Consider the following 24,801-nt stretch of genomic DNA (forward strand, 5'->3'; position numbering starts at 1 on the left):
GGCTGGGTGTGGCGGATCCGAACTTCCGGTATGCGGTGGTGACGGTCGGGTCTTCGGGGGATGCAGCATCGCACTCGACTCGCAGCCGAACAACCTTTCGCCGGTTGAGGGATGCCTGTCGCAGCGTTCGGGGATAGGAGGCGCGGCGGTGCGTCGCCCGTTTCGGTGCGGTTGGCGACACCAAAAAGTGTTGGAGTGCGGTTTGTTCGGGTCAGGTGTCCACCGTCGTGAGTGACAGAGTGCGGGTGAGGGCCTGTGTGCGACTCACCGAACCGTTCGCCGCGTGGGGTAGTTACCGAGGGGCCGGCGGGCTGAAACATCGGCGGTGGTGTATTCGGATGCGTGATGCGTCAGCATCCGCGGTCTAATGGTGGTTGCGTGGGTGCTGTGGTTCGTCGGGTTGTTTCTCGGGGCGGCCGAGATGCAGTTGGTGTGCGAAGAGAAGTGGGTAGCAGCACCACAATGTGATTGCCAGAAGTACGGCGCAGCCGCCGGCGATCAGGCCTGTGCTTTTGTTGACGACTACATCGAAAGTCAGGGTGAGAACGCCAGTCAGTGCGCCGCCGAGTAGGAGAAGGCCGGTGACGGCGAATCGTTGACCCTGCTCGACGAGGACGGGGAGGGCGTGACGCCTGAAGAGTAGGCGGTGCATGGCGACAGGTGATACGAGCACGATCGTCGCTGCCGTAGACATTGCCAGCGTGATCAGATACAAGTCCTTCTCGAAAGCTTGTAGATCCGAGAAGCGTTGTTGGAAGGGCAATGTCAGGAGGAAGCCGGTGAGGATCTGCATGCCGGTCTGGACTACCCGGAGCTCTTGGAGGATGTGGGACCAGTTGCGGTCGAGACGTTGGGTGGGTGTCTCGTGGCGGACGCGATAGTTCCATTCTGAATCGGCGCGTGGCGGTGCAGTGGCCTCGGGACGCGGTTCGGGGCGTGGGCGTTGCGGCCGGGCTCCGTCGCCGGTTGGTGCGTGTCCGGTGCTCATCTGGGTGAGCTACCCGCTCAGTGCGTGCGGAAAACAGGCTTCCCCGTGCCACGCGCAGGGCTGGGCACCTGCCACGTGAAGGGTAGGCAGTGATTCCTGTGGTGAGTTGTTCGTTGGGATCGTCGTGTGGTTGAGGTAGCGGGTTTTCGCAAGCTGCCCGTATGGGGGCGTTGCTCTGGAAGTCCTATGGGAGAGCCCCCAGGTGATGGGTGTGCGCAGAGCCGAAGGAAGTCATCATGACGCTGCCTTCGCAGGACCCAATTCGTATGGTCCAGACCCGCATCAGCCTTACGGGCAATCGCCTCAACAGCCCTACGGTTCAGCAGCCAATGTGCCCGACTCCCTGACTTGATTACGGGATCACCGACCTGGGGTACGCCGATACGAAACAACGAGTTCGGGAGGCGCTCAACGGATGAAGGATGTCAGAAAGGCGATGACGGAGACAGAGTTGGTCGAGGAGCTGCATCGACTCGAGAATCTCACGAAACGAAACCGATGTGAGCAGATCCGGCTAGAGATCGTGCACGACGAATTGGTCGGTCGCCAGACCGACTATCGCCGAATGGCCAACAACCATTAGTACGGAGTTCGATAATCCGAAAGTACTAGCGCACAGACTATTTCATTTGTCGGCGGCGTACAGCTTTGCCTGATTACCCGAAAGGATTCAGGCAATGCATACCGATTGTGCGGTTTATAATGGAAGGTGCGGGGCGGATAACTGGCCGCGCATCGAAAGAGGGTCATCTGAGTTGTGTGCTCAACGCAGATGGCGTTTCACTGCCCCGGCTCTGATGTGCAGAGCCGGGGTTACGGTTGCGGCACTGTCGAGCCGCCACAGCTGACCGTCCCTGCCGAGTGGTCCGTTCGGGGGCAGATCTGTTGCAGCTCGACAGAATCCCAGCCGTATCGTTCACCGATAACTTATATTATGTCATTCTATATATGAAAGTCGATGCACTGCAATGAAATACATCCACGGTGAACGTAAATCGTCAGTATCGAGTGTTGGCGCTACCAGAGTGAGAGCGGACGTCCCGCAGCCTCGGCCGCAGCGATATGCTCTTCGATGACATCGCTTCTTACGTGCTGTTCGATCCCGGTACGGATCGCGGTGGCGATGGCGCGAGTGCGACCCGCGGGTCCTCGAACGTCGGCGAGTGGGCTCGCGATGTTGCGTCGTCCTCGCTGACCCCAGGGAAGAAACGGCAGGCGACCAAAATGAAGGGCGACGGCGTATCCATGACCGAGATCGCCGAAGAGCTGAACACCGCCCGCAGTACTCTGTGCCGAAACCTGTAGCGGGAAACAACAGTCACGTTGCAATCGATCGGGCTACGACAATCGCCACCGCGATCCGCTCGGTGCCATCCCAAACCTGATACAAGCCAAACCCGGATATCGGACTTTCAAGCGCGAAGTCGCGTGAGCAATCAGTCGCTGCTCCTCTTCCGCATCCATACCCAAATCCTTCTCCGTCCAGGACAGAACCTCAATGGATCAGCGGTCACGAGCTACTGAGGCGGGGTTTGCGTAACGACGGAATTGGCTATCATTTCTTTGCTGCGGCGATTCTGAGTGGTCAGTTCAGTCGCGCACGGCCTGCCTTCCGGCTGTCGACTCGCCGGGGGTGGGCCCTTCCTCTGTACATCGAAATCGGACCCTGATCTCACCCTGAGGGCGGGGTCACCTTCGTTCGTTTGGTGGATTTCTGTCCAATTTGCGAGTTTGCCTGATGCTTGCCGAATACGTTCGATGAGTCGGATTCGATCGAGGGGTCGGAACCGACATGTAGTTGGTCATTCGTGTTGTGTGCTCAGCACGGGTGGCGTTCGATGGGAACCGGTCACAACTTGGCCAGGCCGGGTCCCCAACCTAGCGCCGGTCTGACCTGATCCCAGCCGTTGTATGGGGCACTGAGGATCCAGCCCTCGGTGGCGTACGGGTTCATCCACTTCGGGTGATGTCCGCTGGCGGTGTTGTCGCGACGATGGGGCGAAGAGTTCGCATTCTGAAGGTAAGGGATGGAGTCGGCCTGTGATTCATTCGTGCACATTGCCAATCTTGAACTCCGACCTGCGTTCTTGAATTCCGGCCTACGTTTTGTGTTCTCGATTCGGAACCGCCGACCGTCTCTTGAGGAGTCCTGATGCCCGCTGATTTCGCCGACCGCACCGATTTCGACAATGCCGGCCGTGGACTGGTTGCAACCCTCGAGCCCGCGCAGGTTCGCGCCGGCGACGGTCGGATTGTGTACGACGCAGCAGGATTCGCCCAGGCGACATCAGGAGATTGTCCTGACACAGTGAACCCCAGCTTGTGGCGTCAAGCGCAGCTGACTGCGATCCACGGATTATTCGAGGTCACCGGCGGCATTTACCAGATCCGCGGTTACGACCTGTCCAACATGACTCTCGTGGAGGGCGACACCGGCGTGATCGTGATCGATCCGCTCGTCTCCGCCGAATGCGCATCGGCCGGTCTGGCACTGTATCGAGAGCACCGTGGCGACCGCCCGGTCACCGCAGTCATCTATACCCATTCACACATAGACCACTTCGGTGGGGTGCTCGGCGTTGTCGATGCTGACACGACGGTGCCGATCATCGCTCCTGAACATTTCCTCGAACACGCGGTCTCCGAGAACGTCTATGCGGGCGGAGCGATGTTGCGGCGCGGGATGTTCCACACCGGCATCGTGCTTCCGGTAGGGGCGGACGGAACACTGGGCGCGGGCCTGGGGCCCAGTACGTCGACTGGAACCGTCGGACTCCTTGCACCGACCTTGGACATCACGCACACCGGCCAGGAAGAAACATTCGACGGCGTGCGCATGATTTTCCAAGTCACTCCCGGTACCGAGGCTCCCTCGGAAATGAACTTCTTTTTCCCCGACCACCGTGCATTGTGCCTGGCGGAGAACGCAACTCACAATTTGCATAACCTCCTGACGTTGCGTGGTGCGGAGGTGCGCGACGCCCGTAACTGGTCGCGCTACCTTGCCGAGGCAATCGAGATGTTCGGCTACGATTCAGACGTCGCCTTCGCCTCGCATCATTGGCCTACCTGGGGCACCGACAATCTGATCGGATACTTGACCGAGCAGCGTGATCTCTACGCCTACCTCCACGATCAGACGTTGCGCCAGCTCAATCAAGGTCTCGTCGGCAGCGAGATCGCCGAAGACTTCGAAATGCCGCCGGCCCTCGACGCGGCGTGGCACACCCATGGGTACTACGGATCAGTCAGCCACAATGTGAAAGCGATCTACCAGCGCTACCTCGGGTGGTACGACGGCAACCCCGCGCACCTCTGGCAGCACCCGCCGGAAGGAGCCGGTGCACGCTACGTCCGCGCGATCGGAGGCATCGAGGCGGCCGTCGCGCGGGCCCGCGAGTTCGCCGATGAAGGGGACTTACGCTTTGCCGCTGAGCTGGCAAGCCACGCGGTGTTCGCCGATCCGGGCCATGCCGGCGCGAAAGCGGTTCTGGCCGAAGCGTTGACACGTCTTGGTTACGGTTCCGAGTGCGCAACGTGGCGAAACAACTATCTCGTCGGGGCCAGCGAAGTCGATGGTCCGCCGCACCCCGCTGAAGTCAGCGCCGCCGGGATGGCGTCCGCGCTCACCATCACCCAAGTCTTCGACAGTGTTGCCATCCGGATCAACGGTCCGAAGGCGTGGGACACGACAGCGACGATCCGCTGGCACTTCACCGACGTCGACCAGTCGTATCGAATGGAGCTTTCGAATGGCGTACTGATCCATTACCCCACGGGGCGGTCCGATCCGGCTGATCTCGTAGTGACACTGACGAAGTCGCAGCTGCTCGGTCTGCTGTCCGGCTCTGGTAGCGACGGTATCGCGATGGACGGGGACGCTACGACGATCAGCAGAATTGTTGCCCTGACCGACCGACCAGATCCTGCATTCCCGATCGTCACGCCATAACGCACGAACATTACGAGCCGGATTTCTTTTGGCGAATACGCCAACCACCCCGCTTACTATCTCGCCTACCGAACTGCTTCGGGCGCGCCGCGAAGTACGGGCCCCGAATCGGCGTGGCTCGCGAGAGCTATCGCAGGAACGTGGTGCTAGCGGCGTGCATCAGCCATGCCCTCGCCACCGAAATCACAGCGACACCTGCTGGCGGCGGTCAGCGCATCCGTGGGCGTCGATTCTGCGGGTCGCTCGATGTCCACAACAGTTCCGATTGCGGGCAACGGCTTAGCCGAAGTAACTTTCGGTGACTAGACGGCTCCCGAATGGGTAGACATCAGTACGGGGATAACGCAACACCATGTCCAGCTCGGCGCTAGTGCGGCATTCGAGGCCCAAAGGAAGGCAAAATAGCCACTCCAGCCGTCGAATTAGCATTCGAAAACCCGGCGTAGATGACGCTCTGGCGCCAAATGAGCAGGGGCATAGCGACTGTCGATCACGGTCTTCATCCGCGCCGTCGCGAGGATTTCTATTTTGAGGTGAGAGTTGACGGCATGCATCAAAATCGTCCGGCGCGTTTCGACGGCGTGTTTGCGCTGTCAGCGGGAAGCCTCTCCGGTGTGGTTGTCGGCGCCATGAGTAGCAGCCTTTGGGAGGGGATCTCCACCGGTTCCGCGATTGCCGCAGCCTTTGTACTGGCACGCCTGCTCATACGGAGTTTACCCTGGCCATCGTTGACAGCGGGGGCGTAATCTTCGACCGTTCATCGGTACCGTTTGTCGGATTGGGAGGGATGCAAGCCGAAATCGGGTGGCTCACCCTCGCGCACGAAGTGACCGCCCGCGAAGCTGTCGCCCATGCTCGCCGTCGCGACCCGCCGCGCCTAGGACGCCGGACAGATCGCACCCTCACGGGTGAATCGGGTTTACGGCCGAGTCGAGCGCGCCGCCGCACTGCACGGAATCCGATTCCGATGGTGAACGCGCCGAGGGCAGAGACGATGGTGGATCCGCAGATGTTCACCGGATGCGTTCTCGCGGGATGCCCGAATATCGTGGCCGAGGACGGAGAAATCTGCTCGCAGTGCCGCCGCATCTTCGGCGACATGATCAGGCCCGTATCCGAGCGAGAGTGCACCGAGACCACCGAACCCCACGGCCCGCCGCGACCGGAGCGCAGTTGTTGACCCGACGCAATCAACGGTGCTGGTTGTGCGAGCAACGCCGCACCTGTACCCGGGTCGGTGGGCAGTGGGAGTGCTGCGACTGCACGCGGCCGGTGGAAAGGTGACGCCTGCCCGGCGGCCGGCCACCTTCGGTGTCCCCCGACATGAACTCCGCTGCGCTCCGTTCTGTGAAAAAGCATTGATTTGTTTCTCCTTCTGGCCTTCCGATTCTCGTCGGCGGTGACCTGCGCGCAACCCCTGGCGGCGCAAGCGCCGGCCGATGGCTCCGAGAAATTTTCGCCACTCGCAAGCTCCCGTCAAAATTTTCTCGGCCCAGGGGTGGCACTCCAGCCCCCTCATGCCGACGCGATTCTCCTTTGCCAGAAGGCGAAAAAAATTGGCGGGGCACGAGGCCCGGTCACTTTCACAGCAAGGGGAACGACATGCAGAACATCCGTTTGAGGACCGCCACCGACGTCTTGGCCGCAATCCCGGCGTTGCTCGGATTCGTCCCCGTCAGTTCCGTCGTGATGATCGCTCTCACCGGATCACCGGCCATGCTCGCGTTCGCTGCGCGCACCGATGTCATCGGTGCCGATGCGGCAGCCGACTACAGCACCGCACTCGAGCAAGCCGCAGCCACGTCGGTTATCTGGGTTGTCGTCGGCGCCGGTCCGGTGGCAGCCGCCGGACTCGATCAGATCGAGGCAGCTCAGCGCGAGCTCGACAGCAGGGGAATCCGCAGCGTCCGCACCCTTTTCTCGGAGTCTCTTGAGGTCGGAGCGGGGTGGTTCGACACCAACGGCGAGGTGCCTGATTAGCACTGCATGTCCTGCGTCTCATGCCATTAGTTGCCCTTTCGTGGGTTCGCTTCGGCCATGGGCCGGGCATCTTCGTTTCGTCCGTGTTGGCTGACTGGGTTAGGTGACCATTCAGAAGTCGTTTGTCCGAAATGTCGTCCCCATCGGGGACGCCTCAACCCCGAGACTTCAGCGCCGCCCGCGCGGCATTGAACCCACCCATCCCGTGAACCCCGCCGCCCGGCGGAGTTGCGGACGAGCAGAGGTAGACGCCCGGGGCGCCGGTGGCATAGGGGTCCAGTCCGAACCGGGGGCGCGCGATGATCTGCCGCGCAGTGTTCGCCCCCGCGGAGATGTCGCCGCCCACATAGTTGGGGTTGTACGCCTGCATCTGCGGCACATTGCGCACGTGGACGCCCACGACCCGGTCCCGGAACCCCGGCGCAAAGCGCTCGATCTGACGCGTGACCGCATCGGTGGCGTCACCCGGATAGCCATGCGGTACATGCGCATACGCCCACACGGGATGGATGTCTCCGACGGAACGGGAAGGGTCGGCCAAGAACTGCTGGCCCAACAGAATGAAGGGCTTGTCCGGCATCTGACCCCGAACGGTCTGGCGTTCGACAGCAGCAGTTTGCGAAATCGTCCCGGACAGATGCAGGGTGCCGGCCTTGCGGGCATGCGGATTCGTCCACGGCACGACGCTTCCGTCGGAATCACCACGCACGGCGTAGTCGACCTTGTAGGCGGCGGTGCCGTAGCGGAATTTGCGGTAGGCCCGGGCGATGCGGTCGGGCTGCCGACCGTCGAGCAGACGACCGGCAGCGTCGGGTGCGATGTCGAGCATGACGATGTCGTAACCGGCGATCTGGGAGTAGTTGGTGACCCAGTTCCCGGTTTCGATGGTGCCACCGAGGCTGCGCAGGATCGACGCGAGGGCGGCTGCAATTGAGCCCGAACCACCTTGCGCGACAGGCCAACCGTGAGCATGAGCGGCCGCAGTGAGCATCGAGCCGACAGCACTGGAGAGTGGAAGGGTCAGCGTCCCGAACATGTGCGCCGCGACGCCACCGAACAATGCCCGCGCCTGTGGGGTCTTGAACATCCGCGCGAAACCCGTCGCGGGAAGCAGAGCGCCCGTCCCGAAACGGGCGAGCATCAGCGGGTGCTTCGGGACGTGGACGATCGGCTGGAGGACGTCCTGCACCAACTCGTCGAAGTTCTCGGATAGGTATCCGAAGACGTCGAGCCACCTCTTACCGTCGGCACCCAATCCGTCAGCGGTCCGGTTGATGTCGCGCCACAGAACCCCGGCGGTGCCGTCGTCGAGTGGATGGACCAGATCGATCTCGGGCCACAGCCACGTCAGGCCATGTTTGGCGAGCCCGAATTCGCGGTCGAGGGCCTTGAAGTAGGGAGAAGCCAAAGCGGTGGGATGGAAGCCGGAGCAATCGTCGTGGACGAGTCCGTCGACTATGTATTCGCTGCTGCGGGTGCCGCCGCCGATCTTGTCCGCACCCTCGATGACATGGACGTCGATTCCGGCGCGGGCAAGTTCGATCGCCGCCGCGAGACCGTTGGGGCCACTGCCCACCACTACTGCTGTTGTCATTTGCTCTTCGCCACCCGTCTTCTCAAGGGTGAGCCTACGGAAATTACAGCGATGGCATTCTGCGAGCAAACAATTCAGGCCTAGACCTTGGTTGATCGATCAACTTTTGTTACAGTTCGAGGCGCACTGGCCGCAGCTGATTCTTATCGCTGCGGCCAGTTGTTGCATTCATCGCCCATCGCGCCTGTTTCCTGCGGATTCGGTATCCTGTGAATCGGAACTTCTCTGCACAGACGCAGCTCCGAAATCTGTCGAGGGGCCTTCTGGCTCCCTGCATCGCCGCAGTTCAGAGCAATTATAGGGCTACCTTAGTTGCGCCCGTGCCGGGGTTCTGAATTATCGTTTTCGTTACACGGTTGACTCACAAAAGTTTCAACCGACCGAAGACTCACGTCGCCGGGTGCCAGAACGCACACCATCGCGTCTGCGCAGGGCGGCTACTTCGGTGGTACCGAACACATCGTCGTGTCGGTGCTTTGAAGGACTTGCATTGCAAGTTGATGGCCATCAGCGCTGCTGGTCGTCGGTGCATCTTTATGGCATACGAAGGCTGGGTATGAAGCAACTTCCAGGCCCCCAGGGCCTCTATCACCCGTCCAATGAGCACGACTCCTGTGGAGTCGCATTTGTTGTCGACATGCATGGTCGCCGCAGCAGGGACATCGTCGAAAAGGCGATCACCGCTCTGGTCAACCTCGAGCATCGCGGCGCTGCCGGATCCGAACCCAACACGGGTGACGGTGCGGGCATTCTGCTGCAGGTTCCCGACAAGTTCTTCCGAGCTGTCGTGGACTTCGCGCTGCCCGCCGAAGGCGCGTACGCAACCGGTATCGCATTCCTCCCGCAGGGCGATGCCGATGCACACGAGGCTGCTGCTGCAGTCGAGAAGATCGTCGTCGAAGAGGGCCTGAAGGTTCTCGGCTGGCGCGAGGTCGGAACCGACGACTCCTCGCTGGGCGCACTGGCGCGCGACGCGATGCCGACGTTCCGTCAGATCTTCATCGGCTCCGAGGGTGACAAGTACACCGGCATGGATCTCGAGCGTCGTGCATACGTGGTGCGTAAGCGCACCGAGCACGAACTCGGCTCCGAAGGCGCCGGCAAGGGTGGCCCGGGTAGCGAGACCGTGTACTTCCCCAGCCTGTCCGGCCAGACGTTCGTCTACAAGGGCATGCTCACCACCCCGCAGCTCAAGGGTTTCTACCTCGACCTGCAGGACGATCGTGTCGAGAGCGCACTGGGCTTGGTCCACTCGCGCTTCTCCACCAACACGTTCCCGTCGTGGCCGCTGGCGCACCCGTTCCGCCGGGTCGCTCACAACGGTGAGATCAACACCGTCACCGGCAACGAGAACTGGATGCGCGCTCGCGAGTCCCTGATCGACAGCGACGTCTTCGGTGGCCGCGAGAACCTGGACAAGATCTTCCCGATCTGCACCCAGGGCGCCAGTGACACCGCTCGTTTCGACGAGGTGCTCGAGATGCTGCACCTCGCCGGCCGCAGCCTGCCGCACGCAGTTCTCATGATGATCCCGGAAGCCTGGGAGAAGCACGAGAGCATGGACCCCGCTCGTCGGGCGTTCTACGAGTACCACTCGGCTCTCATGGAGCCCTGGGACGGACCGGCGTCGGTGTGCTTCACCGACGGCACCGTCATCGGCGCCGTGCTGGACCGCAACGGTCTGCGTCCGTCGCGTCTGTGGATCACCGAAGACGGCCTCGTCGTCATGGCGTCGGAGGTCGGCGTTCTGCCGATCGATCCGTCCACCGTTGTCCGCAAGGTCCGCCTCCAGCCCGGCCGCATGTTCCTCGTGGACACCGCGCAGGGCCGGGTCATCAGCGACGAGGAACTGAAGAACGAACTCGCTGCCGAGCACCCGTACCAGCAGTGGATCGACGAAGGTCTGATCCACATGGACGACCTGCCGGACCGTCCGTACACGTACATGTCGCACGAGCGCGTCGTGCTGCGTCAGCAGCTCTTCGGTTTCACCAACGAAGAGGTCAACCTGCTGGTCAAGCCGATGGCTCTCTCCGGTGCCGAGGCACTGGGCTCGATGGGTACCGACACTCCGATCGCCGTGCTCTCGTCACGCCCCCGGATGCTGTTCGACTACTTCTCGCAACTCTTCGCTCAGGTCACCAACCCGCCTCTCGACGCGATCCGTGAAGAGGTTGTCACCAGCCTCGGCGCGACCATCGGCCCCGAGGGCGACCTGCTGCACCCGAATGCGGACTCCTGCAAGCAGATTGCGCTCCCGCAGCCGATCCTGCACAACGACGACCTGTCGAAGCTCGTTCACGTCAACGACGACGGCGAATTCCCGGGCTTCCGCAGCGTCGTGATCCGCGGCCTTTACCCCGTCAAGGAAGGCGGCGACGGTATCCGTCGTGCGCTCGAGGGCATCAAGTACCAGGTCTCGCAGGCAATCGAGGGTGGCGCGCGCATCGTCGTGCTCTCGGACCGTGAGTCCACCGAGGACTACGCACCGATCCCGTCGCTGCTCCTCACCTCGGCTGTGCACCACCACCTGGTTCGTGAGAAGTCGCGCACCAAGGTCGGCCTCATCGTCGAGGCCGGCGACGCCCGCGAGGTGCACCACATGGCGCTCCTCATCGGCTTCGGTGCCGCAGCGGTCAACCCGTACATGGCTTTCGAGACCATCGACGAGTTCCTGCAGAACGGCGAGCTCGAGGGTCTGACCCTCGAGAAAGGCATCGCGAACTACATCAAGGCAGCCGGCAAGGGTGTCCTGAAGGTGATGTCCAAGATGGGCATCTCGACGCTCGCGTCGTACACCGGTGCTCAGCTGTTCCAGGTCATCGGCCTCTCACAGGAGCTGACGGACGAGTACTTCACCGGTCTGCAGTCGCAGCTCGGTGGCATCGGCCTCGACCAGATCGCAGCCGACGTCCAGGCACGTCACGCCGTCGCATACCTCGATCGCCCCGAAGAGCGCGCTCACCGCGAGCTCGAGGTCGGCGGCGAGTACCAGTGGCGTCGTGAAGGCGAGTACCACCTGTTCAACCCGGACACGGTCTTCAAGCTCCAGCACGCAACTCGCACAGGTCAGTACGAGGTGTTCAAGGAGTACACGACCATGGTCAACGACCAGTCGGAGCGCCTTGCCGCTCTGCGTGGTCTGTTCGACTTCAACATCGGCAAGCGGCCGTCGATCTCGATCGACGAGGTCGAGCCCGCCAGCGAGATCGTCAAGCGTTTCTCGACGGGTGCGATGAGCTACGGCTCCATCTCCGCCGAGGCTCACGAGACTCTCGCCATCGCGATGAACCGTCTGGGCGCCCGCTCCAATTCCGGTGAGGGCGGCGAACATCCGTCGCGCTTCACGCCGGACGAGAACGGCGATCTGCGTCGCAGTGCCATCAAGCAGGTCGCGTCGGGACGCTTCGGTGTCACCTCGCACTACCTGAGCAACTGCACCGACATCCAGATCAAGATGGCGCAGGGGGCCAAGCCCGGTGAGGGCGGCCAGCTTCCGGCTCACAAGGTGTACCCGTGGGTGGCCGAGGTTCGGCACTCCACGCCTGGCGTCGGCCTGATTTCGCCGCCGCCGCACCACGACATCTACTCGATCGAGGATCTCGCTCAGCTGATCCACGACCTGAAGAACGCCAACCCGCAGGCCCGCATCCACGTGAAGCTGGTCTCCGAGGTCGGCGTCGGAACCGTCGCGGCCGGTGTCTCCAAGGCACATGCCGACGTCGTTCTGATCTCCGGTCACGACGGTGGCACCGGTGCCACCCCGCTGACCTCCGTCAAGCACGCGGGCGCACCGTGGGAACTCGGCCTCGCCGAGACCCAGCAGACGTTGCTGCTCAACGGTCTCCGTGACCGCATCGTCGTGCAGGTCGACGGCCAGCTCAAGACGGGTCGCGACGTCGTCGTCGCTGCCCTGCTCGGCGGCGAGGAGTTCGGTTTCGCCACCGCACCGCTGGTGGTCTCGGGCTGCATCATGATGCGCGTCTGCCACCTCGACACCTGCCCCGTCGGTGTCGCGACGCAGAACCCGTTGCTGCGTCAGCGTTTCAGTGGCAAGCCGGAATTCGTCGAGAACTTCTTCATGTTCATCGCCGAAGAGGTTCGCGAGCTTCTCGCGGAACTCGGCTTCCGCACGCTGCTCGAAGCCGTCGGCCAGGTCGACATGCTGGACACCACGCGCGCTCTCGATCACTGGAAGGGAAGCAAGGCAGGCAATCTCGATCTGTCGCCGATCCTCACCCAGGTCGAGTCCGCGTTCATGGACCAGGACGTCCACTGCACCGGCACGCAGGATCACGGTCTCGACAAGGCACTCGATCAGCAGTTGATCGTCTCGGCCCGCAACGCACTCGACAAGGGTGAGGCGGTCTCCTTCGAGTCCGCGATCACCAACGTCAACCGCACGGTCGGCACCATGCTCGGCCACGAGGTCACCAAGGCGTTCGGTGGAGAGGGCTTGCCCGAGGGCACCATCGACATCACGTTCACCGGTTCCGCCGGTAACAGCTTCGGTGCTTTCGTGCCCAGCGGTATGACCCTGCGCCTGCACGGCGACGCCAACGACTTCGTCGGCAAGGGTCTCTCGGGTGGACGCATCGTCGTACGCCCGCCGCTCGATGCAGCGGAAGGCTTTGTCGCCGAGGACAACATCATCGGTGGCAACGTCATCCTGTTCGGCGCCACCAGTGGCGAGGCTCTGCTTCGCGGTGTCGTCGGCGAACGCTTCGCAGTCCGTAACTCCGGCGCCACTGCCGTCGTCGAGGGTGTGGGCGATCATGGTTGCGAGTACATGACGGGTGGAAAGGTGGTCATCCTCGGAGCCACCGGACGTAACTTCGGCGCCGGCATGTCCGGTGGCGTCGCGTACATCTACAACCCCGACAAGGCATTCGAGAAGAACCTCAACACCGAACTGGTGGACCTCGAGGATCTTTCGGGCGACGACTTCACCTGGTTGAAGGGCGCCATCGAACGTCATCGCGACGAAACCGGCTCCGAGGTTGCCACGCGCATCCTCGCTGACTGGTCGCAGCAGGTGGGTCACTTCGCAAAGGTGATGCCCCGCGACTACAAGAAGGTTCTTTTGGCCATCGCGGCCGCAGAGAAGGATGGCAAGAACGTGGACGAGGCAGTTATGGAGGCAGCTCGTGGGTGATCCAAGCGGCTTCCTGAAGCACACGTCGCGCGAACTTCCGGTTCGCCGGCCGGTGCCGTTGCGCCTGCTCGACTGGAAAGAGGTCTACGAGGAGTTCCCGAAGGAAACCCTCAAGACCCAGGCCAGCCGTTGCATGGACTGCGGAATTCCTTTCTGCCACAACGGTTGCCCTCTCGGAAACTTGATTCCCGAGTGGAACGACCTGGTCTACAAGGACCACTGGCACGACGCCATCGAGCGTCTGCACGCGACCAACAACTTCCCGGAGTTCACCGGTCGTCTGTGCCCCGCACCCTGTGAGGCGTCCTGTGTCCTGGGCATCAACCAGGATCCGGTCACCATCAAGCAGGTCGAGGTCGAGATCATCGACAAGGCCTTCGACGAAGGGTGGGTCAAGCCGGTTCGCGCCGCGCACGCCACCAACAAGAAGGTTGCGGTTGTCGGCAGTGGTCCGGCCGGTCTGGCTGCAGCGCAGCAGCTGACCCGCGCCGGTCACGCAGTGACGGTCTTCGAGCGGGCAGACCGCATCGGCGGCCTGCTGCGCTACGGCATCCCCGAGTTCAAGATGGAGAAGCGGCACATCGACCGCCGTCTCGAGCAGATGGAAGCCGAAGGCACCGTCTTCAAGACCAACGTCAATGTCGGTGTGGACATCACCGCGGACGAGCTGCGTGAGCAGTTCGACGCAGTGGTTCTGGCCGGCGGCGCCACGGCAGCTCGCGATCTTCCGATCCCGGGCCGCGAACTGGACGGCATCCACCAGGCGATGGAGTTCCTGCCGATCGCCAACCGCGTGCAGTTGGGTGACCTCGACGCTCCCACCATCACCGCTGAGGGCAAGAAGGTTGTCATCATCGGCGGCGGCGACACCGGAGCGGACTGCCTCGGCACCTCGCACCGTCAGGGTGCGGCCAGCGTCCACCAGTTCGAGATCATGCCGCGTCCGCCGGAGACTCGCGCCGAGCAGACTCCGTGGCCGACGTACCCGCTCATGTTCCGCGTGGCTTCGGCTCACGAGGAGGGCGGCGAGCGTCTGTTCTCCGTCAACACCGAGAACTTCGTCGGTGAAAACGGCAAGGTCACCGGACTCAAGGCTCACGAGGTCGAGATGAAGTCGGGTCGCTTCGAGAAGGTCGAGGGCTCGGACTTCGAGCTCGAAGCCGATCTCGTGCTCCTGGCCATGGGCTTCGTCGGTCCCGAGAAGCCGGGTCTGCTCACCGATCTCGGTGTCGACTTGAACGAGCGTGGCAACGTCGCCCGCACGTCGAAGTGGAACACCAACGTCGACGGCGTGTTCGTGGCCGGCGACATGGGCCGCGGTCAGTCCCTGATCGTCTGGGCCATCGCCGAGGGACGTTCCGCAGCAGCCGCTGTGGACACCTACCTCGAGGGTGTCACGGCCCTTCCGTCACCGATCCACCCGACAGCGGCTCCGCAGCGCTAGAGGCTCTCACCAAGCCGCACCCCACCGCATTCGGTGGGGTGCGGCTTTGTTTCTGCAAGCAATTCGCACGATCTGTAACAAACCTTCATCAATCGTGCATCGGACAGACACAACGCCCAGACAGTATGATTCCGGAGCACCGATAGTGGTGTATGGGTTGCTGAAGGTAAAACAGGGGAGTTTCATGCGTGCGAGGCGTCTCGTTGCGGTGTTGTCGGCACTTGCTGCGGCAGTAGTGGTACCGGTTGTCAGTGCTCCCGTGGCGTCGGCTGATCCCTGCCCCAGCCTGTACGTCGTGGCCATCCCGGGAACCTGGGAGCCCTCGGGCACCAGGCCCGGCGCCGGCATGCTCGCCCCGGTGACCAACGGGCTTCCGGGCTCCGTACGCACCGATTACGTCACCTACTCGGCGACGGCCTTCCCGTGGGAGTCCAACGTCTACGCCAAGTCGAAGCAGCAGGCCGTCGACAATGCCCGCGGCATGATCGGCGCCATGGCCGCCTCGTGCGGTGACACTCGCTTCGCCATCGTCGGATACAGCCAGGGCGCCGACGCGGCAGGCGATCTCGCCGCCGAGATCGGAACCGGCATCGGCGTGGTCCCCCCGACTCGCGTCGAGGGCGTCGGCTTGCTGTCCGATCCCCGTCGTTCCGAGTCCGACGTCCTGATCGGCCCCGCTGTCGGCGGTAACGGTGCCAGCGGCCCTCGCATCGGTGGATTCGGTTGGCTGTCAGGCAAAACGGTGACGCTGTGCGCGGTCGGTGACCTGTACTGCTCGACGCCGAAGGACGATTTTGTGATGCGCCTGGCCGGATTCATGGCTCAGGCGTCCGATCCCACTCCGGCCAGTGCGCTCGCGCTGCGCGACGAGGCCGCCGTGATCGTCAATGATCTGATCACCGCAGGCGGTCTCCCCGCTTTGATGGCCCAGCTCGATCCGGGCGCGAACTCGCGGCGCATCGATCAGTTGGTCGACTTCTACGGCTCGCAGGTGCACACCGACTACACGCGTTACGTCGTTGACGGCGCGGGCAATTCGGCGACGTCCTGGCTGCACGGCTGGTTGGCCGGCAAGGCCTGATCAGCAGTACGTCTGCTCCGCCGTGTCGACGTAGATCTCGGCGATACGCTGCGAGGACATCGGCGTGATCTGTGAGTACACCTCGCCGACGGAGTTGAACTCTGCCAGCACTTCGGACCGAGGCATACCGTCAGCGAGCGCCTTGCAGGTGCCGTCGGCGTAGAGGATCTCTGCGGAATCCATTCCGGCGGGCGGGATCCCGGCCAGACGCAGAGCGGCGATGTACCGCTGCCCCTTCTCGCCGGCGTTCGCGACGATCTCTTCCGGTGAGCGGGCGTCGATCGGTGAGTTTGCCGGTGGCGCTACCTGTGGCGCTACTGGTAGCGACACCGGCGGGGGCGTCGATTCGACGACGCTCGGCGCGGCTTCCGGAGTTGTTGCGGCGAGCGGGCTGGTCGGCAGCTCGGAAAGCGTACTGGGGGCAGTCGAACTCGACGTCGCCGCAACCGACGTGCTGGTGGCCGCAGAAGTGGATTCCGATGCGTCGCTGTCGGATTGGCTGCTGCAGCCGCTGAGGAGTAGGCCCGCTGCCGCGACGCAGAGGACCAGTCTGTTCGTGTTCATCACCCGTGAGTGTTACATACCGTACCGCTTATTTTGTCCGTTTTAAGGAAACTCCCTTTTGCCCTGTTTTTAAGTCGAAGTCCTGTGATATACATCTGTTCAGTTGTTACTTGTGAGTAGGAGCACACCGCAAAGACCTTGTCGGCGGCGGTCGAAACACAAGCAATGACTGCGAGTTTCGTCCCCCATCACATAAACGGCAGGGAGAAATCAGTGCAGAAATCTCACAAGAACGGCAACAGACGTCTCGGCACGCGCGTGGCCGTCATTGCAGGTACCGCAGGTGCGGTCCTCGCGTTCGCGGCGCCGATGGCCTCGGCTCAGGATCCGGTCGACAATTCGATACCCGGTGCCGCAGTGTGTCCGGCTACTGCCGAATCCTGTGTGTCGGTTGTGGTTCAGAGCGGAACCTTCGACAACAACGGCTTCAACCTCCCGATCGGAAAAGGCGACATGATCATCGCCGCCGAGGCCGGCTCCGGTGAAGGTGAGTCCACCGTTCTTCTCCCGCGCGACGACGGACACCACGGTGTCTACTCCAAGCCGTTGACCGTTCCGGGTGGAGTCCTCGGAATCGACCTGCCGTTCGGCAATCTGTTCGGCCTCGCCGCAGTCACCGCCGAGGTGGAGGCGACCGCTGCCCCGACCCTCAACGGCATCATCACCGACATGGATCTGAGCATCCCGGTGCGGATGAAGATCAACAACGCGTTCCTCGGTGACAACTGCTACCTGGGCTCCGCGGCTGCGCCGGTGAATCTTCGTCTCGCGCCTGACCCGTCGGTGGTACCGACCTACACGGTGCTCCCGGACAATGCACTGAAGGTGAGCCCGGTCGGGAACCAGGCCACCGGCTTCGCGCTGCCCGCCGCCAGTGGTTGCGGACCGTTCGGAGTGCTGAACCCGATCGTCAACTGGCGAGCAAAGGTACCGGCCACGTCGGGAACCTCGCTCAGCACGATCTCCGACGCCTACCTGTACCCGGGCGGCCTCACCGGTAGCGATCCTCTCGACGATCTCGGTGGCGGAACAGGATCCAGCGGTTCCAGTGGCTCGAGCGGTTCGTCCGGAAGCTCCGGTTCCTGAAAACTCGGATGCCTTGAAGCAGCGGTGGTGGCGGAATGTCACCACCGCTGCGGCGTCCGACCTGTAATAACCTGTGCCTCAGGGTGGGCGAAGGCGGACTCCATCAGGAGGACCTGCGCGGCCACGAAATCACAGGGGAGTCCTCAAACATGTTTCGAGACAGCGTTCTTGCGAGTCCGGTCCTGCGCCGGGGTGTGACAGCACTGGCAGTTGCGGCTGCAGCCACCATGTTTGTCGGTACTGCAGCAACGGCGGAGCCGGCGGCAGTAGTTGGTGAGGTGTCGGCGGACTCCATTGCGGCAGCCCGTGCGCAGGCCATCGGAACGACGGTCACCGTCGTGGGAACCTCGACTACGCCGTCGGGAGTATTCGAATCCAGCTTCTACGACAAGGGCTTTGGTCTCCAGAGCGGCAATTCGGGCATCTACATCAGCGATCCGAACAACTCCGGGATTGCTCTCGGCGATCAGGTTCAGGTCACCGGAGTCCTCGCGGATCAAGAAGGCCTGCTCGTCGTCCGCCCGACTGGCGTCGAGGTAATCGGCACGACTACGCAGATCAGCCCGGCGCGACTGCCCCTCAATGCAATCGGTGAGGGCAGCGAAGGTCGTCTCGTGACGGTGTCCGGAATCGTGAGCGGACCCGTTGTCGACGATCTGCCGTACGGCCACAAGATCCTGGTCTCGGGTGCCGAGGGAAACACCGTCATCTTCGTCAACACCCAGACCGGAATCGACGTCGACGCCATTGCAGTGGGACGCCCGATCACCGTCACCGGTTTCAGTGGCCAGTACGCCAGCACCTACGAGGTTCTTCCCCGCTCGGAAGCCGATGTGCAGCAGGGTTTCACGGGCAGCCTGAGTTTCGGAAGCTGACCTAGATCTCGAACCGAGCTCCGACGCGCATCGACCCGGGAGACAACCGGCTGATGGTGCGTCCGAGCTTGGCTTCGACGGTCACGGGTACGACGGCCTTGTTCGTGCGAACTGCTTTCACGATGGCACTGGCCACTCGATCAGGAGTGAAGTTCCGCTTGCGGTAGAAGTTGTCGACCTTGGTCTGGTTCTCGAGCTGCTCCTCGGCGGTGGTCCCGGCGAACTCGGTGGTCTTGAGGATGTTCGTGTGAACGAGGCCGGGGCAGATGGTGCTGACGCCGATGCCGTGTGGAAGCAGCTCTGCCCGTAGGCAATCCGAGAGCATGAATACCGCTGCTTTGCTTGTCGAATACGCGGTGAGGGCCTTCTGTGGTGTGTACGCGGCGGCCGAGGACAGATTGACGACGTGCCCTCCTGTTCCCCGGTCGATCATCATCGGGGTAAATGCCCGGCAGCCGTAGACAACTCCCCAGAAGTTGATGTCCATGACGCGCTCGAACTGGCGCTGCTCGGTGTCGGCGAATGTCCCGGAGAACCCGATTCCAGCGTTGTTGACGACGATGTCCGGTACGCCGTGATGTGCCGCGACGGTCTCCGCGAACCGAATCACGGCCTGTTCGTCGGACACGTCCACCTGATAGGCGTGGGCACCGCCACCGAACACTGCTTCGGCGCCGCCCGCTTGCGAAGGGATGTTTACAAGTGCCGCAGTGTCCTGCGCGCTTTCGAGATTGATGTCGGAGACCACGACGATAGCTCCCTGGGCGGCGAAGGCGAGGCCCGTTTCACGCCCGATGCCGCTGCCCGCACCGGTGATCACCACCAGCGTGCCGGTGAGATCGCGCAGTCGACGCTGCAACTTCGTTCCGCGTCGCCAGCCGGTGACGTCCTTCAGTAGCCCCATTGGTTGCCCTTTTCGTGTGTACGTTTGTGGCGTGTGTCTCTAGCTGACTTCCCCTCTGCGAAAGGTATCCGATGAGCGAGCTTCGTGTAGTTGCAACCATCCCGGCCAAGTCCGGTTCCGAGGACGACGTCCGATCGGCTCTGACAACTCTCGCGGAGGCGAGTCGGTCCGAGGACGGCTGTGTGTCGTACGAGTTGTTCGAGTCAGCGGCTGCGCCCGGCACGTTCGTCACGATCGAAACTTGGCGCGGGCAGGAGGAGTTGGACGCTCATATGCAGTCCCCGCATCTGCAGGCCGCGCTGGCCGCCGCCGGACCACTTCTCGACGGCGCTCCGGCGATTCATCCGTTGAAAGGCGCCTGAATCAGAATGAATTCCTGACCTTCGCTAAGGGTCTGACCTGCGAATGTCGCTCGAAAACTGACCAATCTTCGCGCTCCATTCCACTGAGCGGGACCTGCGACTAATACCTGTGCCTTAAGTCACAAACTGTCTCGACAATGCTTCACATCACAGTTTCTGACCTGGAGGTTTTGAATGAGTCGCAGTTCTCGGCGCGGTCAACGCAAGGTTGCCGCCGTCGCGCTGGCAGTCTCCGCCGGCCTGTTCGTCTCGTCGTGCGCTGACAGCGGGAACGGGGGTGGGAGCGGCGACGCACCGGACTCCGGTTCGGGATTGTCCATCGGCCCGGTCAACGAGCAGTCCGGCGAGGGCGATCCGGTCAAGGGCGGCACCCTCACGTTCAGCGGGTACTCCGCCGTCACCAATCTCGATCCGGCGAAGACTCAGATCGCGGGTTCGGTCGCCGGTTCGGAGTTGGGCGCCATCTACGACACTCTGCTGCGCTACGACCCGGCGTCGAAGGAATTTGTTCCGAAACTCGCGGAGTCGATGGAACCGAGTTCCGACTTCAAGACGTGGACTCTCGAACTGCGCGACGGTGTGAAGTTCAGCGACGGGACGCCGGTGGATTCGGCGGCCGTTTCGGCGAGCCTCAATCGCTACGTCACCAACAAGGGGCCGCAGTCGAGTCTGTACGCGTCGAAGGTCGCGTCGGTAGACACTCCGGATCTGTCGACGGTCGTCTTCAATCTCGTCGACCCGTGGACCGGTATCGAGTCACTGCTCTCCACCGGCCCCGGCATGATCGTCGCGCCGAGCGCCCAGCAAGGTGATCAGTTCACCCCGATCGGCGCGGGTGCCTTCACCCTCGAGAAGTTCGCTCCCAACGAGGAATTGATCCTCGACGCTCGGGAGGACTACTTCGACGGTGCCCCGAACGTGGACAAGCTGCGGTTGATCAGCATTGTCGGTTCGCAGTCCACCACCGAATCGCTCAAGAGCGGCGGCACGGACGTCGCATACATGCGTTCGCTACCCAACGTCCTGGATCTGATCGACTCCGGCTACCCGGGCTTCGTCGACATCCCGTCGCTGTCGTACCTCTCGCTCGTCAACACGGCACCCGGTCGTCCCGGTGCCGACGTGCGCATCCGTCAGGCATTGGCGCTCGCAACCGATCCCGTCGCACTCGACAACCGACTCAACGAGGGCAAGGGTCTGCCCGGGCAGGTCATCTTCCAGGACACCTCTCGCTGGCACAACGACGTCGCTCCGATCGGCGTAGACACCGCCAAGGCGAAGCAGCTTCTCGACGAGGCCAAGGCCGACGGTTACGACGGCAAGATCACATACCTGACGCTGCAGGAGAATTCGGCGCAGGCGATGGCTCTCGCACTGCAGTCGATGGCCAACGCCGTCGGATTCGATTTCCAGATCGAGTACGTCAACTCGGTTGCCGACGTCGTCAAGCGTTTGTACGCCGACCGCGACTTCGACATGGCAACAGGTTCCGCCAACCTCGCGGAAGCCGATCCGTTCGAGCGTCTGTACTCGAACCTCAAGACCGGTGGGCGAAACAACGCCGCGAGTTTCTCCGACCCCGAGATGGATACGCTTCTCGACCAGTTGGGTGTCGCGACGTCGACCGACGCGAAGATCGAGGTGCTCGCCAAGATTCAGGAGCGCGCCAACGAGGTTGTGCCGTGGCAGGTTTACGGCAACACCCCGTGGCTCGGTGTGTGGGGACAGAACGTCCACGGCATTCAGCAGAGCCTGGACGGAATCATGTTCTTCGACAAGGCCTGGAAGAACTAGACACCTGAATGACTGACTGGACCCGAGAAGCGTCCCTGCGGGGACGCTTCTCGGCATCAGAGAGTGGGATAGATCAAGAAGTGAGATCGAGGGCAGCGCGGACGATGCTGTCGGAGTCGAGGCCGTGGTACCGGTAGACGTCCTCGAGCGAACCGACCTGACCGAACCGGCTCACTCCGAGCGCAGCACCCGGAACGTTGTTGATTCCCGTCAGGAACGCGAGGGTGTGCGGGTGCCCGTCGAGAACGGTCACCATCGGCGCGGACCGGCTGCTCGGAAAGACCTGATCCAGGATCCACGACGGACCGTCCGCGAGACCGCGCCGAGACTGGAGTGCTTCGAAGAGCAAGCCGGGGCTGGTCACGCAGACGACGTCGGCGGAAATGCCCTGCTCGCTTAGTCTTTCGGCTGCGACCAGTGTTTCGGTGACGGTGGCACCCATGCCGACCAGGGTGACGGCCGTGTCAGGGTTGTGCCGCAGTGTGTATGCCCCGGCCACCACCTGACGTCGACGGCGTTCTCGCGCAGCCGGATCGGTCGGTACCGCGGCCAGGGCCTGATCGACCGGACGGGTCGACAGGCGCAGATACGACGAGCTGCCGTCCGGGCGACCGAGGCGTCCGATGCTGTCGAGGAGCGTCCACTCCACGTCGACGGCGAATGCCGGTTCGAAACTGGTGCAACCCGGCTGTTCCAGTCCGATGGACGGGGTCTTGATCGACTGGTGCGCACCACCTTCGGCGGCCAAGGTGACGCCCGACGGAGTGCCGACCATGATCGACTGCCCTCCGGCGTAGATGCCGTACGACCACGGTTCGAGAGCCCGTTCGATGAAGGGGTCGTACATCACCCCGATGGGGAAGAGTGGCTGGCCCCAACGACTCCAGGTCGCACCGAGTTCGCCCATCAGTCCGACCAGGTTGGTCTCGGCGATACCGAGTTCCATGTGCTGACCGGTGGGCTTCTCACGCCAGTGCATGATCGTTTCGGCGTCGTCGGCAAACCAGTTGTGCCGCTCGTCGGGGGACCACACGCCGACCTTGTTCAGCCAGCCTGCGAGGTTGGTGGTGGAACTGACGTCCGGGCTCAGTGTGACAACACGTTTCGCGGCGTCCGGCGCTTCGCGGCTCAGGTCGAGTAGTACCCGGCCCAGAGCTGCCTGAGTGGTGGACGTGCCGGAGGGCGTACGGCCGATGTCTTTCGGAACTGCCGGGGGCACCAGATGCTCCACCTTCGGGCGAGCCAGGCGCCCAGCGGTTTCGGCGCAGATGCGGCCGGACGGGCTGTCGGTCTCGAACCGTTCCCAGGGATTCGACGGATCCATGCCGAGTTCCGACGCCAGGTGCTCGAACTGCTCGGTGGTGAGCAGCGACGAGTGGTTCTGCGGATGACCCTGCGTCGGCAGACCCCGACCCTTGATCGTGTACGCGATGATCACGGTGGGACGGGTGTCGTCGATCTGTGCGTACGCCTCTCGCAGAGCGTCGAGGTCGTGGCCACCGAGATTGCGGATGGCTTCGAGCACCGTGGCGTCGTCGAGGTCGTCGATCAGCGCCGTGATCGCGTCGGCGTCCGCCGCGTCGCCGGGCAGTCTCAGACGTACCTCGTCGGCCGTGCATCGCAGCAGGCGCTGGTACTCCGGATTCGGCATGTCCAGGATTCGTTCGCGCAACGCGGTGCCGCCCGGCCGGGTGAACAGTGATTCGAGCAGCGCACCGAACTTCACGGTGATGACCTGCCAGCCGGCACCCGAGAACATGCGCTCCAGGCGGGTTGCCGCGATGTTCGGCACCACCCGGTCGAGTGATTGGCGGTTGAGGTCGACTATCCACACGATCTCACCCAGTTCGGCAACCGAATGATCGAGAACTGCTTCCCACACAGCGCCCTCGTCGAGTTCGGCGTCACCGACCAGGGAGTACTGACGCCCGGTTCCGGCGCCGCCGAGGGAGGCGTCGACGTATCGGCGAGCGATGGCGCCCCAGATGGGAGCCGTCGCGCCGATGCCCACCGAACCGGTCGAATAATCCACCGGATCAGGATCTTTCGATCGACTCGGGTAGCTCTGCAGGCCCCCGAATTCGCGCAGAGTCGTCAGGTAGGACTCGTCGAGTTCACCGAGCAGATAATTGATGCCGTGGAGCACCGGCGCCGCATGCGGCTTGACGGAAACCCGGTCGCCGGAACGAAGTTGGCCGAACCACAGCGACGTCATGATCGAGACCATCGACGCGCACGAGGCCTGATGGCCGCCGACCTTGAGCCCGCTGGGATTCGGACGGACACGGTTGGCGTGATGGATCATCGCGGTCGACAACCACAGAACGCGCTTCTCGATCTCCGCCAGTGACTCGGGAGCGTTCTGGTCGATGTTGGGGCTGTTCACGGCCGGTCCTGCCTTCAGTAGTGGACATCGATCACCGCACCGCCTGTACCCCAGATCGTGGGGCCGACGATGTGGTTGTGATGTTTGGCAGGACTTCCTGAGGCCGAACCGTTCGGTGCGGCAAAGTCCAGCCGCACCTGTCGATCTGTTGTGCAGATTCTGCGTCAAAGTCCATCATCGGCATACAGATTGGGCAATAGCTACCCGGTGGATTGAGCAATGTGCGCAACACCGAGGGCTGTGCGCCGTGACAGGTGGGCACTATGCGCAGTGCACCGCCAGTCGCGCGCGGTCAGTCCATCAGGTCGTGGACGTAGCACCAGCGCCAGGATTCGCCGGGCTCGTGTGAGCGCATGACCGGGTGCCCGGTTTCGCGGTAGTGGTTGGTGGCGTGCTGATGAGGGCTGGAATCGCAGCATCCGACGTGGCCGCAGGACAGGCACATGCGCAGGTGAGACCAGTTATCCTCACCCAACTCGGCGCACTCCTGGCAGACGCCGGGCGTCAGCGCCGCCGGGTCTGTTTCGGGCGCATTGGTTAGTTCCTCGCAACCGGTGGGAGCGGGTGCGGGCTGCTGTGTGCGAGCTGCTGCTCGCTTCAGGATTTTCTTCATCGCCTTCCATACTGCATGCTGCC

At 62.9% G+C, this 24,801-nt stretch carries 18 protein-coding genes; 12 read left to right on the forward strand and 6 right to left on the reverse strand.

The features are described from left to right. Positions 1 to 364: 364 nt before the first annotated feature. Positions 365 to 988, reverse strand: coding sequence for a DUF6328 family protein (locus tag ATN37_RS14545; protein WP_223304630.1), 624 nt, complete (start codon positions 986 to 988; stop codon positions 365 to 367). 415 nt (positions 989 to 1,403) lie between these two features. On the opposite strand from ATN37_RS14545, the gene ATN37_RS14550 reads away from it, so the two are divergent. From ATN37_RS14550 to ATN37_RS14575, 5 genes are all read left to right on the forward strand, one after another. Beyond that, entirely contained in the window at positions 1,404 to 1,571 is a 168-nt protein-coding gene (locus tag ATN37_RS14550; RefSeq protein ID WP_156888899.1) for a hypothetical protein, read from the forward strand. A gap of 479 nt (positions 1,572 to 2,050) precedes the next feature. Next, entirely contained in the window at positions 2,051 to 2,293 is a 243-nt protein-coding gene (locus ATN37_RS14555) for a hypothetical protein (RefSeq protein ID WP_218695321.1), read from the forward strand. 847 nt (positions 2,294 to 3,140) lie between these two features. Then, positions 3,141 to 4,940, forward strand: a complete 1,800-nt coding sequence (locus ATN37_RS14560; RefSeq protein ID WP_063315320.1) for an alkyl/aryl-sulfatase — start codon at positions 3,141 to 3,143, stop codon at positions 4,938 to 4,940. A 787-nt stretch (positions 4,941 to 5,727) separates the two neighbouring features. Next, on the forward strand, positions 5,728 to 6,120 hold the full coding sequence (locus tag ATN37_RS32545) for a hypothetical protein (protein ID WP_054781538.1): 393 nt from the start codon (positions 5,728 to 5,730) through the stop codon (positions 6,118 to 6,120). Positions 6,121 to 6,542: 422 nt separating this feature from the next. Further along, complete coding sequence (locus ATN37_RS14575; protein WP_064688044.1) at positions 6,543 to 6,920, forward strand: DUF4192 family protein; 378 nt, start codon at positions 6,543 to 6,545, stop codon at positions 6,918 to 6,920. A gap of 154 nt (positions 6,921 to 7,074) precedes the next feature. Here the strand turns inward: ATN37_RS14575 and ATN37_RS14580 are convergent, their stop codons facing one another. Continuing rightward, complete coding sequence (locus ATN37_RS14580; RefSeq protein WP_218695323.1) at positions 7,075 to 8,514, reverse strand: NAD(P)/FAD-dependent oxidoreductase; 1,440 nt, start codon at positions 8,512 to 8,514, stop codon at positions 7,075 to 7,077. A 556-nt stretch (positions 8,515 to 9,070) separates the two neighbouring features. Here ATN37_RS14580 and gltB point away from each other — a divergent pair. The 3 genes from gltB to ATN37_RS14595 all read left to right on the forward strand — a co-directional run bounded on the left by gltB (position 9,071) and on the right by ATN37_RS14595 (position 16,194). Further along, positions 9,071 to 13,669, forward strand: a complete 4,599-nt coding sequence (gltB, locus tag ATN37_RS14585; RefSeq protein ID WP_042453347.1) for a glutamate synthase large subunit — start codon at positions 9,071 to 9,073, stop codon at positions 13,667 to 13,669. Next, complete coding sequence (locus tag ATN37_RS14590) at positions 13,662 to 15,113, forward strand: glutamate synthase subunit beta (protein ID WP_003943594.1); 1,452 nt, start codon at positions 13,662 to 13,664, stop codon at positions 15,111 to 15,113. The genes gltB and ATN37_RS14590 overlap by 8 nt, the downstream gene beginning before the upstream one ends. A 184-nt stretch (positions 15,114 to 15,297) precedes the next feature. Next, the gene (locus ATN37_RS14595; RefSeq protein WP_007735797.1) at positions 15,298 to 16,194 is read left to right on the forward strand and encodes a cutinase family protein; all 897 of its coding nucleotides are present in this window, start codon (positions 15,298 to 15,300) and stop codon (positions 16,192 to 16,194) included. Here the strand turns inward: ATN37_RS14595 and ATN37_RS14600 are convergent, their stop codons facing one another. After that, positions 16,195 to 16,758, reverse strand: a complete 564-nt coding sequence (locus ATN37_RS14600) for a DUF732 domain-containing protein (protein WP_030536678.1) — start codon at positions 16,756 to 16,758, stop codon at positions 16,195 to 16,197. Between the two features lie 213 nt (positions 16,759 to 16,971). Between ATN37_RS14600 and ATN37_RS14605 the strand changes: the two genes are divergently transcribed. Both ATN37_RS14605 and ATN37_RS14610 read left to right on the forward strand, forming a co-directional pair. Then, positions 16,972 to 17,844: a hypothetical protein gene (locus tag ATN37_RS14605; RefSeq protein WP_003943530.1), complete on the forward strand. Its 873-nt coding sequence runs from the start codon at positions 16,972 to 16,974 to the stop codon at positions 17,842 to 17,844. Between the two features lie 149 nt (positions 17,845 to 17,993). After that, positions 17,994 to 18,719, forward strand: coding sequence for a hypothetical protein (locus tag ATN37_RS14610; protein WP_218695324.1), 726 nt, complete (start codon positions 17,994 to 17,996; stop codon positions 18,717 to 18,719). Between the two features lies 1 nt (position 18,720). Here the strand turns inward: ATN37_RS14610 and ATN37_RS14615 are convergent, their stop codons facing one another. Next, on the reverse strand, positions 18,721 to 19,623 hold the full coding sequence (locus ATN37_RS14615) for an SDR family NAD(P)-dependent oxidoreductase (RefSeq protein WP_218695325.1): 903 nt from the start codon (positions 19,621 to 19,623) through the stop codon (positions 18,721 to 18,723). 71 nt (positions 19,624 to 19,694) lie between these two features. Here ATN37_RS14615 and ATN37_RS14620 point away from each other — a divergent pair, with 71 nt between their 5' ends. Then, positions 19,695 to 19,985 (forward strand): putative quinol monooxygenase, encoded by a 291-nt coding sequence (locus tag ATN37_RS14620; RefSeq protein ID WP_003943546.1) that lies wholly within the window; start codon positions 19,695 to 19,697, stop codon positions 19,983 to 19,985. 174 nt (positions 19,986 to 20,159) lie between these two features. Beyond that, positions 20,160 to 21,779, forward strand: coding sequence for an ABC transporter substrate-binding protein (locus ATN37_RS14625; RefSeq protein ID WP_054188719.1), 1,620 nt, complete (start codon positions 20,160 to 20,162; stop codon positions 21,777 to 21,779). 73 nt (positions 21,780 to 21,852) lie between these two features. On the opposite strand, the gene ATN37_RS14630 is transcribed toward ATN37_RS14625, so the two are convergent. Beyond that, positions 21,853 to 24,165, reverse strand: coding sequence for a transketolase C-terminal domain-containing protein (locus ATN37_RS14630; protein ID WP_218695326.1), 2,313 nt, complete (start codon positions 24,163 to 24,165; stop codon positions 21,853 to 21,855). Positions 24,166 to 24,457: 292 nt separating this feature from the next. After that, positions 24,458 to 24,778 carry a UBP-type zinc finger domain-containing protein gene (locus tag ATN37_RS14635; protein WP_003943615.1) on the reverse strand — a complete coding sequence of 107 codons (321 nt, stop codon included), beginning with the start codon at positions 24,776 to 24,778 and terminating at the stop codon, positions 24,458 to 24,460. Positions 24,779 to 24,801 lie beyond the last annotated feature (23 nt).

This window comes from Rhodococcus sp. MH15 (assembly GCF_019266045.1).
Taxonomy (GTDB): Bacteria; Actinomycetota; Actinomycetes; order Mycobacteriales; family Mycobacteriaceae; genus Rhodococcus_F; species Rhodococcus_F qingshengii.